At 65.7% G+C, this 14055-nt stretch carries 4 protein-coding genes, 1 tRNA gene and 2 rRNA genes; 6 read left to right on the forward strand and 1 reads right to left on the reverse strand.

The features are described from left to right. The first annotated feature begins 254 nt into the window (after positions 1-254). The 5 genes from OG251_RS30045 (at position 255) to OG251_RS30065 (ending at position 5558) form a co-directional block, all read left to right on the forward strand. Positions 255-3380 (forward strand): 23S ribosomal RNA (locus OG251_RS30045). A gap of 79 nt (positions 3381-3459) precedes the next feature. Next, a 5S ribosomal RNA gene (rrf, locus tag OG251_RS30050) occupies positions 3460-3576 on the forward strand. A 251-nt stretch (positions 3577-3827) separates the two neighbouring features. Beyond that, positions 3828-3900 (forward strand) — tRNA-Thr (locus OG251_RS30055). 102 nt (positions 3901-4002) lie between these two features. Continuing rightward, on the forward strand, positions 4003-4788 hold the full coding sequence (locus OG251_RS30060) for a DeoR/GlpR family DNA-binding transcription regulator (protein ID WP_326680029.1): 786 nt from the start codon (positions 4003-4005) through the stop codon (positions 4786-4788). A 113-nt stretch (positions 4789-4901) separates the two neighbouring features. Then, a complete protein-coding gene (locus OG251_RS30065) occupies positions 4902-5558 on the forward strand; it encodes an NUDIX domain-containing protein (protein ID WP_326680030.1) in 657 nt (218 codons plus the stop codon). A 10-nt stretch (positions 5559-5568) separates the two neighbouring features. On the opposite strand, the gene OG251_RS30070 is transcribed toward OG251_RS30065, so the two are convergent. Continuing rightward, the gene (locus OG251_RS30070; RefSeq protein ID WP_326680031.1) at positions 5569-8196 is read right to left on the reverse strand and encodes a SpoIIE family protein phosphatase; all 2628 of its coding nucleotides are present in this window, start codon (positions 8194-8196) and stop codon (positions 5569-5571) included. Positions 8197-8596: 400 nt separating this feature from the next. Between OG251_RS30070 and OG251_RS30075 the strand changes: the two genes are divergently transcribed. Continuing rightward, on the forward strand, positions 8597-14047 hold the full coding sequence (locus OG251_RS30075) for a HAMP domain-containing protein (protein ID WP_326680032.1): 5451 nt from the start codon (positions 8597-8599) through the stop codon (positions 14045-14047). Positions 14048-14055 lie beyond the last annotated feature (8 nt).

Below are 14055 nucleotides of genomic sequence, written 5' to 3' on the forward strand. Positions count from 1 at the left end.
CAAATGTTCGACGGTGGTTAGCTCATGGGTGGAACGTTGACTACTCGGCACGACAGGTTGTTTTTCACTAGTACTGCTTCGGCGTGGAACGTGGGGAGGGATCGGTCGGGTCGGGCACGCTGTTGGGTATCTGAGGGTACGGACTCGTTTGAGTCTGTCCTTCGGTTGCCGGCCCCAGTGCACTCACCTGTAAGGGTGGGGTGATGGGTGGCTGGTCGTTGTTTGAGAACTGCACAGTGGACGCGAGCATCTGTGGCCAAGTTTTTAAGGGCGCACGGTGGATGCCTTGGCACCAGGAACCGATGAAGGACGTGGGAGGCCACGATAGTCCCCGGGGAGCTGTCAACCAAGCTTTGATCCGGGGGTTTCCGAATGGGGAAACCCGGCAGCCGTCATGGGCTGTCACCCGCTGCTGAACACATAGGCAGTGTGGAGGGAACGAGGGGAAGTGAAACATCTCAGTACCCTCAGGAAGAGAAAACAACCGTGATTCCGGGAGTAGTGGCGAGCGAAACTGGATGAGGCCAAACCGTATGCGTGTGATACCCGGCAGGGGTTGCGCATGCGGGGTTGTGGGATCTCTCTTTCATAGTCTGCCGGCTGTGAGACGAGTCAGAAACCGTTGATGTAGGCGAAGGACATGCGAAAGGTCCGGCGTAGAGGGTAAGACCCCCGTAGCTGAAACATTAACGGCTCGTTTGAGAGACACCCAAGTAGCACGGGGCCCGAGAAATCCCGTGTGAATCTGGCGGGACCACCCGCTAAGCCTAAATATTCCCTGGTGACCGATAGCGGATAGTACCGTGAGGGAATGGTGAAAAGTACCGCGGGAGCGGAGTGAAATAGTACCTGAAACCGTGTGCCTACAAGCCGTGGGAGCGTCGCTGTATGTGCTTGCACATGCAGTCGTGACTGCGTGCCTTTTGAAGAATGAGCCTGCGAGTTTGCGGTGTGTTGCGAGGTTAACCCGTGTGGGGAAGCCGTAGCGAAAGCGAGTCCGAACAGGGCGATTTAGTAGCGCGCTCAAGACCCGAAGCGGAGTGATCTAGCCATGGGCAGGTTGAAGCGGAGGTAAGACTTCGTGGAGGACCGAACCCACCAGGGTTGAAAACCTGGGGGATGACCTGTGGTTAGGGGTGAAAGGCCAATCAAACTCCGTGATAGCTGGTTCTCCCCGAAATGCATTTAGGTGCAGCGTCGTGTGTTTCTTGCCGGAGGTAGAGCACTGGATAGGCGATGGGCCCTACCGGGTTACTGACCTTAGCCAAACTCCGAATGCCGGTAAGTGAGAGCGCGGCAGTGAGACTGTGGGGGATAAGCTCCATGGTCGAGAGGGAAACAGCCCAGAGCATCGACTAAGGCCCCTAAGCGTACGCTAAGTGGGAAAGGATGTGGAGTCGCAGAGACAACCAGGAGGTTGGCTTAGAAGCAGCCACCCTTGAAAGAGTGCGTAATAGCTCACTGGTCAAGTGATTCCGCGCCGACAATGTAGCGGGGCTCAAGCGTACCGCCGAAGTCGTGTCATTCCAGCACATACCCCCAACGGGGGCTGGGATGGGTAGGGGAGCGTCGTGTGCCGGGTGAAGCAGCCGCGGAAGCGAGTTGTGGACGGTTCACGAGTGAGAATGCAGGCATGAGTAGCGATACACACGTGAGAAACGTGTGCGCCGATTGACTAAGGGTTCCTGGGTCAAGCTGATCTGCCCAGGGTAAGTCGGGACCTAAGGCGAGGCCGACAGGCGTAGTCGATGGACAACCGGTTGATATTCCGGTACCCGCTTTGAAACGCCCAGTACTGAATCAGGCGATGCTAAGTCCGTGAAGCCGGCCCGATCTCTTCGGAGTTGAGGGTAGTGGTGGAGCCGATGAACCAGACTTGTAGTAGGTAAGCGATGGGGTGACGCAGGAAGGTAGTCCAGCCCGGGCGGTGGTAGTCCCGGGGTAAGGGTGTAGCCCGTGTGGTAGGTAAATCCGTCACACATATAAGGGTGAGACCTGATGCCGAGCCGATTGTGGTGAAGTGGATGATCCTATGCTGTCGAGAAAAGCCTCTAGCGAGTTTCATGGCGGCCCGTACCCTAAACCGACTCAGGTGGTCAGGTAGAGAATACCGAGGCGTTCGGGTGAACTATGGTTAAGGAACTCGGCAAAATGCCCCCGTAACTTCGGGAGAAGGGGGGCCATCACTGGTGATCCGATTTACTCGGTGAGCTGGGGGTGGCCGCAGAGACCAGCGAGAAGCGACTGTTTACTAAAAACACAGGTCCGTGCGAAGCCGTAAGGCGATGTATACGGACTGACGCCTGCCCGGTGCTGGAACGTTAAGGGGACCGGTTAGTGCACTTTCGGGTGTGCGAAGCTGAGAACTTAAGCGCCAGTAAACGGCGGTGGTAACTATAACCATCCTAAGGTAGCGAAATTCCTTGTCGGGTAAGTTCCGACCTGCACGAATGGCGTAACGACTTCTCGACTGTCTCAACCATAGGCCCGGTGAAATTGCACTACGAGTAAAGATGCTCGTTTCGCGCAGCAGGACGGAAAGACCCCGGGACCTTTACTATAGTTTGATATTGGTGTTCGGTTCGGCTTGTGTAGGATAGGTGGGAGACTTTGAAGCGGCCACGCCAGTGGTTGTGGAGTCGTCGTTGAAATACCACTCTGGTCGTGCTGGATGTCTAACCTGGGTCCGTGATCCGGATCAGGGACAGTGTCTGATGGGTAGTTTAACTGGGGCGGTTGCCTCCTAAAGAGTAACGGAGGCGCCCAAAGGTTCCCTCAGCCTGGTTGGCAATCAGGTGTTGAGTGTAAGTGCACAAGGGAGCTTGACTGTGAGACCGACGGGTCGAGCAGGGACGAAAGTCGGGACTAGTGATCCGGCAGTGGCTTGTGGAAGCGCTGTCGCTCAACGGATAAAAGGTACCCCGGGGATAACAGGCTGATCTTCCCCAAGAGTCCATATCGACGGGATGGTTTGGCACCTCGATGTCGGCTCGTCGCATCCTGGGGCTGGAGTCGGTCCCAAGGGTTGGGCTGTTCGCCCATTAAAGCGGTACGCGAGCTGGGTTTAGAACGTCGTGAGACAGTTCGGTCCCTATCCGCTGTGCGCGTAGGAATATTGAGAAGGGCTGTCCCTAGTACGAGAGGACCGGGACGGACGAACCTCTGGTGTGCCAGTTGTCCTGCCAAGGGCATGGCTGGTTGGCTACGTTCGGAAAGGATAACCGCTGAAAGCATCTAAGCGGGAAGCCTGCTTCGAGATGAGTATTCCCACCCTCTTGAAGGGTTAAGGCTCCCAGTAGACGACTGGGTTGATAGGCCAGATGTGGAAGCCCGGTAACGGGTGGAGCTGACTGGTACTAATAGGCCGAGGGCTTGTCCTCAGTTGCTCGCGTCCACTGTGTTAGTTCTGAAATAACGAACGGCCGTGTTGTGTTCCGGTGTTGGTTAATTTCATAGTGTTTCGGTGGTCATTGCGTTAGGGAAACGCCCGGTTACATTCCGAACCCGGAAGCTAAGCCTTTCAGCGCCGATGGTACTGCAGGGGGGACCCTGTGGGAGAGTAGGACGCCGCCGAACAATTTTTCCGGGAAAGCCCCGTGCCTTGTGGCACGGGGCTTTTCTGCGTTCCCCACCGGTTTCGCGCCCACGCCCCGTAGTAGCTTCCCTCCCGATGCTGTTCTCGGCGCTACCCGTAAGCCGGGCCGGCCCGGCCGACCCGTGGGGGAGCTCCATGAGGCTCGGGAGAATCCGCCGGAAATCGGTGCGTCCGATGGTCAACAGCACCCCGGGATTCAGGGTATGCTTTATCTCGTTGCACAGCGCGACAGGCCCCAATAGCTCAGTCGGTAGAGCGTCTCCATGGTAAGGAGAAGGTCTGCGGTTCGATTCCGCATTGGGGCTCAGACAGAAGAAAGGCCCCCGCCACTCGGCGGGGGCCTTTTTTGCGTCCCGCCCCCTCACATGCTGATGTTCATATGAACATCAGCATGATAGAAATGGTCCATGGGTGTTGCTGATCGTCTGGACCTGACCCTGCGGCTGGTGCAGGGCTCCGGCCGTGTCTCCGTCTCGGAACTCTCCCAGCGTCTGGGGGTGTCCGAGATGACGGTCCGCAGGGACCTCGACGCGCTGGAGCGCCAGGAGCTCGTCCGCAGAGTCCATGGCGGCGCCGTGGCCACGAAGGCGCGTGAAGAGGGCGCGGGCTTTGTCGCACGGGAAGCCTGGCAGTCCGCCACGAAGGACCGGCTGGGTGCCCGGGTGGCCGCGATGGTCGAGCCGGGGTCTCGTGTGCTGCTGGACGCCGGAACCACGACCGTGCACGTCGCGGAGCACCTCGCCGCCCGAAGGCCCCTGACGGTGGCGGTGCTGAGCCTCCAGGCGGCGATGTGTCTGGCGGACCGCCCCGGTATCGACCTGCTCGTCGTCGGTGGGCGTTCACGGGCCGGAGAACGGTCCCTGGTCGGTCCGCTGGCCCTGCGCACGCTGGAGTCGTTGGCCTTCGACTGTTTCGTCATGTCCATCGGGGGCGTGCACGCCGAGCACGGCTGGTCCGAGTTCTCCCTGGACGACGCGGCCGTCAAACAGGCCGGGCTGGCGCAGTCCGCCCGGACCGTCGCGGTGGCAGACGCCACCAAGCTCGGGGTCCGGGCGTTCAGCCAGGTCGCCCCGCTCGGCGCGGTGGACAGCTTCGTGACCGACACCGGTGCCGAGGACTCCGAGACCCATCCCAACGGCCCGCACACGCTGAAGGCACTCAGGACGGCGGGCGTGCCCGTCCTCCTGGCCTGAGGCCCCCCGCCCTCCGACTCCCCGCCCCCGAAGCCCGCACATCGCCACCGAGGTGACGCCATGAACGCTGTTCCCCGCCCGCTGATCGACCTCGACGCCGTTCCGGTCCCGCGATGACCGCGGGCCTCGATACCCCCGACCGTCGGGGCCGCACCGGCCTCGACCGGCAGGGCCGTGACCTGACCGGCAACCCGCGGGTGCGGATCGTCGACGTAAAGGTGCTCTCCTGCGACTGGTACGTCCTGCGCAGGACGACCTTCGACTACCGGCACAGCGACGGACACTGGAGCCGGGAACAGCGTGAGACCCATGACCGGGGCGACGGCGCCACCATCCTGCTCTACGATCCCGACCGCCGTACGGTGCTGCTGACCCGCCAGTTCCGTCTCCCGGCCTACGTCAACGGCCACCCCGACGGAATGCTCATCGAAACGGCGGCGGGCCTGCTGGACGGGGACAGCCCCGAGGAGGCCATCCGCAGGGAGGCGGCCGAGGAGACGGGGCACACCGTCGGCGCGGCCGAGCACGTCTTCGACGTCTACATGAGCCCCGGCTCCGTCACCGAGCGGCTGCACTTCTTCGCCGCCCCGTACACCCCGGCGACCGCCACCGGCAGCGGAGGCGGCATCGCCGCCGAGGGCGAGGACATCGCCACCGTCGAGCTGCCCTTCACCGAGGCCCTCGCGATGATCCGATCCGGGGAGATCGCCGACGCGAAGACCATCATGCTCCTGCAATGGGCGGCCCTGGACGGTCCGTTCGGCTCCTGAACGCCGGCCGTCAGACGAGGGGCGGTTCGGGGACGCGCATGGCCAGGATGGCCATGTCGTCGGATGCCGGCTCGGCCGCGAAGCGTTCGACGGCGCGCAGGATGCGGGCGGCGACCGCCCCGGCCGTCAGGCCCGTACAGGTGGCGAGGACGTCCGCGAGGCCGTCGTCGCCGAGCATGCGGGCGCCCTCACGGCGTTCGGTGACACCGTCGGTGACGCACAGCAGGACATCGCCCGGGTCGAGGGTGACCTCCTGCTCGTACAGTTCGAGGTCCTCGATGACGCCGAGCAGCGGCTGAGGCTCGGCGGCCGCCTCGACGGAGCCGTCCTGGCGCAGACGCAGCGGCAGGGGATGCCCCGCGCACACCACCTTCAGGAGAGCGCTGCCGTCCTCCTGGGGCCACAGCTCCCCGTACAGCAGCGTGAGGAAGCGGCTGCGTGTGCCCTCGTCGAGGATCGCGGCGTTGAGCCGTTCCAGCACGGCCGGGCCGCCGAAGCCCTCGCGGGCCAGCAGACGCAGGGCGTGCCGGGCCAGCCCGGTGACGGCCGCGGCTTCCGGTCCCGTACCGCAGACGTCGCCGATGGCGAAGCCGTACGCGCCGTCGCGGATGGGGAAGACGTCGTAGAAGTCGCCGCCGACCTCGTTGCCCTCGCCCGCCGCGCGGTAGATGACTTCGATCTCGACATTGGGTACGTCGGGCAGGCCCGGAGGCAGCAGGCTGCGCTGCAGGGACTGGCTGATCGCCGTGCGCTCCGAATACAGGCGGGCGTTGTCGAGGGCCAGCGCGGCCCGTCGGGAGAGGTCCTCGGCCAGTTCCAGGATCTCCTGGCGGAAGTGGTCGTCGGAGGGCTTCCCGAGCGTGAGCATGCCGATGACACGGTTGCGGGCGACCAGCGGGAGTACCACCGTCTCCCCGCCCACGGCCGAGGCCGTGGCCAGGGTGGTGCGGGTGGCCACTCCCATGCTCAGCGGCGCGTCGCGGTCGAGGCTGCGCGTGGAGGTGAGGAGCGCCGCCCGGTGAGCGGCTTCGGACGGGGCGGCCCACACGCGGGCGCCGGGGGTCGGCACCGGATCCGGCGGGTCGATCTTGGAGAGGAGGGCCTTGAGCCCGTCGATGAGGTCCTCGTCCTCGTGGAGGACATAGGAGAGGTACGGCTCCGATGACTGGTCCGCGATGGTGTACACGGCGCACCAGGTGGCGAGCGTGGGCACCGTCATCTGGGCCATGAGCGCGAGGGTCTGGTCCCGGTCGAGGGTGCCGGCGAGGAGGTCGGACGCCTCGACGAGGAAGGACAGGGAGCCGCGGCGCAGGCGCTCCAGCTCGCCCAGGCGGGCGGATTCGACGGCGAGGGCGATGCGGTCGGCGGCGAACTGGAGGCGCAGGGCTTCCTCGTTGGAGTACCGGCCCGCCGCTTCGGCCGCGACGCCGAGGGAGCCGGTGAGGCGGCCCTCGACCTTCAGCGGGACCGTGACGACGGAGCGCATGCCGGTGTCGCCGAGCAGGGGGACGGCGCCGGGGACCGCGGTGAGGTCTTCGTGGACGGCGGGCATCCGGGCGGAGCCGTAACGTCCCGTTCCGGCTTCGACGGGGACCCGGGCGAAGCGCTGGCGGGCCGAGGGGAGGCCGGTCGTGGCCCGGACCTCCAGTTCGGTCTCGTCGTCGGTGGCCAGCAGGAGGAAGGCGGCGTCGGCGTCGAGCATGTCCCGGGCCCGTTCGACGGTGCGCTGGAGCAGGCCGTCGAGGTCGTCGGGGGCCGGGGAGCCGATGAAGACCTCGAACGGGTCCGCGGCACGGTTCTCGGCGGTCGTGTCGGAGACGGGGGTGCGCACGGGGGACAGGAGTACGGCGCGTTCGTATTCGCGGACGAGGAGGCAGACGGTGGACGGTTCGCCCTCGGTGTCGCGTACTCGCAGGTGCGAGGCGTAGACCGGGATGACGCGGCCGTCGGAGCCGCGGATTCCGTAGCTGCCCTCCCAGCGGGAGAGCTGGAGTGCGTCGGCGATGCCGGTGTTGGTGCCAGGGGTGTGCGGCCAGGCCACGAAGTCGGTGAGCTGTTTCCCGGTGACCTGGTCGGCCGCGTAGCCGAAGAGGAACCCGGCGTCGTCGTTCCACGCGGAGATGGAGCCGGAGCGGTCGATCTGCACGACGGCGACCCGTACGCGTTCGTCGGTGACGGGGAGGAGCGCGGTCGGCAGCACCGGGCCCGCGGAGCGGATGCCCACCGGGCGTTCGGGGAGGTCGAGCTGGAACCAGACGTGCTTGCGCGTCGGGGTGTACTCGACGCCCCAGCGGACGGCGAGCGCGGCGCAGAGCAGCAGACCCCGGCCGCTCTCGCGGTCGGGGCTGCCGAAGTCCAGAGCGGTGCTCTGGAGCGGGACCTCGCGTTCCGGATAGTGGTCGGAGACCTCGACGCGTACGCCGTCCTCGGTGCGCAGGCACAGCACGTCGGCCGCGGTCCCCGCGTGCACCACGGCGTTGGTCACGAGCTCGCTGGTGAGGACGACCGCGTCGTCGACGACATCGTTGTAGCCCCACCCCTGGAGGGTGTCCCGGACAAAGGCGCGGGCGGTCGCGACCGAGCGCCCGACCGGGTCGAAGGTGGCAGCCGCGCGCGCGGTGATCACAGCACTCCCCATATGGTGTCTCGTCGCTTCCCCGAGTCCTGTGCCCGATTCTCGCCACTTCGATTCGCCTGCCAGGCTAGACGCTCGTTCACTGTCGCGGGTACACGAGGGCCGACTTCGGGACCGGATACCCCGGCAGTTGTGCGCGGGCGCGCAACCACGGGCTCCCGAGGGAGGGATGTGCCAGAACCGTTGGAGGTTCCACCCCGACCGGTTCCGGCCTGGTACGTTTCAACGATTTGACGTCCGCATGGTCACCCGTCAACGGTGTGCTGTGGCGGTGAGCCAAAGTAGAACTGGGCAAGCTTTCCGGATAGGCCCGAGCGATACGGTCAAACCCTGCGGGAGGGACACGGTGGAGTCTGGCGTGGCGGCGCGGGGTTCAGGAACGCGCACAAAAGGCGGACAGTCCGTGAAAAAACAGCGCAATGGGACCATCGATGTGGATGCGGCGGCTCTGAACAGACTGCTCGCGGCCCTCGTGGCGATGCGGGACGGCAACTTCCGCAGGCGGCTGACCGTCTCGGGCGACGGTGTGATGACGGAGATCGCGGCGGTCTTCAACGAGGTCGCCGACCGGAATCTCCATCTCACCGGCGAGCTCGCACGCGTACGGCGTGTGGTGGGACGTGAGGGAAAACTCACGGAACGGCTGGAGACGGGGGCCTGCGAAGGTTCCTGGGCGGCCGCGATCGACGCCTCCAACGAGCTGGTCGATGATCTCGCGCGACCGGTGTCCGAGGTCGGCCGGGTGCTCTCGGCGGTCGCCGACGGTGATCTCGAGCAGCGGATGGAGCTGCGCTCGCACACGGCGGACGAGACGGTACGGCCGCTGCGCGGCGAGTTCCTGAAGGTCGCCCGCACGGTCAACAACCTGGTCGACCAGCTGTCGGCGTTCACCGAGCAGGTGACGCGGGTCGCGGTCGAGGTGGGGACCGAGGGCAAGCTGGGCGGTCAGGCCCAGGTGCGTGGCATGTCCGGGTCGTGGAAGGACCTCACGGACTCCGTCAACACCATGGCGTACCGGCTGACGGCGCAGGTGCGGGACATCGCCCTGGTGACGACGGCGGTCGCCAAGGGGGATCTGTCACGGAAGGTCACCGTCCATGTGGCCGGTGAGATGCTCCAGCTGAAGAACACCGTCAACACGATGGTCGACCAGCTGTCCTCGTTCTCCTCCGAGGTGACCCGTGTCGCGCGTGAGGTGGGTACCGAGGGTGAACTGGGCGGCCAGGCGACGGTGCCCGGTGTGGCCGGGGTGTGGAAGGACCTGACCGACTCCGTCAACACGATGGCGGGCAACCTCACCTCCCAGGTGCGTGGCATCGCGGAGGTGACGACGGCGGTCGCCAATGGTGACCTGTCGCAGAAGGTCACGGTGAGCGCGCGCGGCGAAGTCGCCCAGCTCGCCGAGACGATCAATCAGATGACCGAGACGCTACGGACCTTCGCGGACGAAGTGACGCGTGTGGCCAGCGAGGTCGGTGGTGAAGGTCTGCTGGGCGGTCAGGCCCAGGTGCCGGGGGCCGCGGGGACGTGGAAGGACCTCACCGACTCGGTGAACACGGTCTTCCGGAACCTGACGACCCAGGTGCGCGACATCGCCCAGGTGACCACCGCGGTGGCCAGTGGGGACATGACGCAGAAGGTCACCGTCGATGTGGCCGGCGAGATGCTGGAGCTGAAGAACACCGTCAACACGATGGTGGACCAGCTTCAGTCGTTCGGTTCGGAGGTGACCCGGGTCGCCCGTGAGGTCGGTGTCGAGGGCCGGCTGGGCGGTCAGGCCGAGGTGCCGGGTGCGGCGGGGACGTGGAAGGACCTGACCGACTCCGTCAACACGGCGTTCCGCAACCTGACCGGTCAGGTGCGCGACATCGCCCAGGTGACGACGGCGGTCGCCAACGGCGACCTGTCGCAGAAGGTCACCGTCGATGTCGCGGGCGAGATGCTGGAGCTGAAGAACACCGTCAACACGATGGTGGCGCAGCTGTCGTCCTTCGCCGACCAGGTGACGCGGATGGCGCGGGACGTGGGCACGGAGGGCCGTCTCGGTGGCCAGGCGCGGGTCGACGGCGTCCTGGGGACCTGGAAGGAACTCACCGACTCCGTCAACTTCATGGCGGGAAACCTGACGTCGCAGGTCCGCCAGATCGCCCAGGTGACCACGGCGGTGGCGCGGGGTGACCTGTCGCAGAAGATCGACGTGGATGCCCGGGGCGAGATCCTGGAGCTGAAGAACACCATCAACACGATGGTCGACCAGCTGTCCGCCTTCGCCGAGCAGGTGACCAGGGTGGCCCGTGAGGTGGGCACGGACGGGCGGCTCGGAGGCCAGGCGCAGGTGCCCGGCGTGGCCGGGGTGTGGCGTGATCTCACCGACTCGGTGAACGGCATGGCGGGCAACCTCACCGCCCAGGTCCGCAATATCGCGCAGGTCGCCACGGCGGTGGCGCGGGGTGACCTGTCGCAGAAGATCGACGTGGATGCCCGGGGCGAGATCCTGGAGCTGAAGAACACCCTCAACACCATGGTCGACCAGCTCTCCAACTTCGCCGAGCAGGTGACCAGGGTCGCCCGTGAGGTGGGTACGGAAGGCATCCTCGGCGGTCAGGCCGAGGTGCAGGGGGTGTCCGGTACGTGGAAGGACCTCACCCAGTCCGTCAACGGCATGGCGAACAACCTCACCCTGCAGGTCCGCAATATCGCCGAGGTCACCACCGCGGTCGCCAAGGGTGATCTCTCCAAGAAGATCACCGTTGACGCCAAGGGCGAGATGCTCGAACTGGTGACGACGGTCAACACGATGGTCGACCAGCTGCTGAACTTCGCCGACGAGGTGACGCGGGTCGCCCGCGAGGTGGGTACCGAGGGCATCCTCGGCGGTCAGGCCCGGGTGCGCGGCGCGACCGGCATCTGGAAGGACCTCAGCGACAACGTCAACCTGATGGCCAGCAACCTCACCAGCCAGGTGCGCAACATCTCCCGGGTCTCGTCGGCGGTCGCCAACGGCGATCTGACGAAGAAGGTCACCGTCGAGGCGCGCGGCGAGGTCGCCGAACTCGCCGACACCGTCAACACGATGGTGACGACGCTGTCCTCGTTCGCCGACGAGGTGACGCGAGTCGCCCGTGAGGTGGGTACGGAGGGCGAGCTGGGCGGTCAGGCCAGGGTGCCGGGAGTCGCCGGTACGTGGAAGGACCTCACCGAGTCCGTGAACTCGATGGCCTCCAACCTGACCGGTCAGGTGCGCCAGATCGCCACGGTCACCACGGCGATCGCCAAGGGCGATCTCACCAAGAAGATCGACATCGATGCCCGCGGTGAGATCCTGGAGCTGAAGAACACCATCAACACGATGGTCGATCAGCTGTCGTCGTTCGCCGAGCAGGTGACCCGGGTGGCCCGTGAGGTGGGCACGGAGGGGCAGTTGGGCGGTCAGGCCCGCGTCCGTGACGTGGACGGCACCTGGCGCGACCTCACCGAGTCGGTGAACGAGATGGCCGGGAACCTGACCCGTCAGGTGCGCGCCATCGCGGCCGTCGCCACCGCGGTGACCCGCGGCGATCTGAACCTCAAGATCGATGTGGACGCGGCCGGCGAGATCCAGGTGCTGCAGGACAACGTCAACACGATGATCGCCAACCTGCGCGACACCACCCTCGCCAACAAGGAGCAGGACTGGCTCAAGGGCAACCTCGCCCGGATCTCCGGTCTGATGCAGGGCCGCCGCGATCTGGACGATGTCGCTTCGCTGATCATGAGCGAGCTGACCCCGGTCGTCTCCGCGCAGCACGGCGCGTTCTTCCTGGCCATGGTGCCGGGCGACACGGGAGAGGTCGGCTCGGACAGTGGGGAGGACGGTTCGTACGTGCTGCGCATGCGCGGCAGTTACGGATACTCGGCGGGCTCGATGCCGACCTCCTTCCGCCCCGGCGAGACGCTGATCGGTACGGCGGCCGAGGAGAAGCGGACCATCCAGGTGGACAATGTGCCGCCGGGTTATCTGAAGATCTCCTCCGGGCTCGGTGAGGCGCCGCCCGCGCATGTGATCGTGCTGCCGGTGCTCTTCGAGGGCAAGGTTCTCGGCGTGATCGAACTGGCCTCGTTCCAGCCGTTCACGCACATTCAGCGGGACTTCCTCAACCAGCTCGCCGAGATGATCGCGACGAGCGTCAACACGATCAGCGTCAACACGAAGACCGAGAAGCTCCTCGAACAGTCCCAGGAGCTGACCGAGCAACTGCGCGACCGCTCGCAGGAGTTGGAGAACCGGCAGAAGGCACTCCAGGCGTCCAACGCCGAACTGGAGGAAAAGGCCGAACTGCTGGCCCAGCAGAACCGGGACATCGAGGTGAAGAACACCGAGATCGAGGAGGCCCGGCAGGTCCTGGAGGAGCGTGCCGAGCAGCTCGCCGTGTCGATGCGCTACAAGTCCGAGTTCCTGGCGAACATGTCGCACGAGCTGCGTACGCCGCTCAACTCGCTGCTGATCCTCGCCAAGTTGCTCGCGGACAACGCCGAGGGCAACCTCTCGCCGAAGCAGGTGGAGTTCGCCGAGACGATCCACGGGGCGGGTTCCGACCTGCTCCAGCTGATCAACGACATCCTCGACCTGTCGAAGGTCGAGGCGGGCAAGATGGACGTCAGCCCGACCAGGATCGCGCTGGTCCAGCTGGTCGACTACGTGGAGGCGACGTTCCGGCCGCTCACGGCGGAGAAGGGGCTCGACTTCTCCGTGCGGGTGTCCCCGGAACTGCCCGCCACGCTGCACACGGACGAGCAGCGACTGCTCCAGGTGCTGCGCAACCTGCTCTCCAACGCGGTGAAGTTCACCGACAGCGGCGCTGTGGAGCTGGTGATCCGGCCGGCCGGTCCCGATGTGCCGAACGCGATCAGGGAGCATCTGCTGGAGGCGGGATCGCTGCGTGACGCGGATGCCGATCTGATCGCCTTCTCGGTCACGGACACCGGTATCGGCATCGCGTCCAGCAAGATGCTGGTGATCTTCGAGGCGTTCAAGCAGGCGGACGGGACGACCAGCCGCAAGTACGGCGGTACCGGCCTGGGCCTCTCCATCAGCCGCGAGATCGCCCGGCTGCTCGGCGGCGAGATCCATGCGGCGAGCGAGCCCGGACGGGGCTCGACGTTCACGCTGTATCTGCCGCTGCACGCCAGCGAGCTGCCGCCGCAGGGTTACCCGCAGTTGGGCTCCGGCCCCATCGAGGCCCACGGCATCGCGGCCGAGCACACCCTGCACGGGGAGGCCGGCCAGGGGGCCGGTCAGGCACCGCTGGGCGATCCGGCCAACTCGGCGGGGATGTTCCGGCGGCGCCGCAAGGCGCTGGGGGACGCGGCACGACGGCCCGCGCTGCCTGCCGGTACGCCTGCTCGCGCAAGTGCGGGCGGCGTCGGCGGGGGCGGTGCGCAGGAGGAGTGGGTGCAGGGAGGGCAGGAGGAGCCGGAGGCCCGGCGGACGTTCCGGTTCCGGGGTGAGAAGGTGCTGATCGTCGATGACGACATCCGCAATGTCTTCGCGCTCACCAGCGTGCTGGAGCAGCACGGACTCTCGGTTCTGTACGCGGAGAACGGCCGCGAGGGCATCGAAGTCCTGGAACAGCACGATGATGTGACGGTCGTGCTGATGGACATCATGATGCCGGAGATGGACGGCTACGCGACGACGACGGCGATCCGCCGGATGCCGCAGTTCGCCGGGCTGCCGATCGTCGCGCTCACCGCGAAGGCGATGAAGGGTGACCGGGAGAAGGCCATCGACTGCGGGGCTTCCGACTATGTCACCAAGCCCGTCGATCCTGATCATCTTCTTGCGGTGATGGAGCAATGGATGCACGGAGAGTGATCGGGGAT

This window comes from Streptomyces sp. NBC_01237 (genome assembly GCF_035917275.1).
Taxonomy (GTDB): domain Bacteria; phylum Actinomycetota; class Actinomycetes; order Streptomycetales; family Streptomycetaceae; genus Streptomyces.

What these genes read in the sequence shown, in the direction of transcription:
- OG251_RS30060 (WP_326680029.1), top strand. Translation starts at nt 4,003, where the DNA reads ATGGGTGTTGCTGATCGTCTGGACCTGACCCTGCGGCTGGTGCAGGGC.
- OG251_RS30065 (WP_326680030.1), top strand. Translation starts at nt 4,902, where the DNA reads ATGACCGCGGGCCTCGATACCCCCGACCGTCGGGGCCGCACCGGCCTC.
- OG251_RS30070 (WP_326680031.1), bottom strand. Translation starts at nt 8,196, where the DNA reads ATGGGGAGTGCTGTGATCACCGCGCGCGCGGCTGCCACCTTCGACCCG.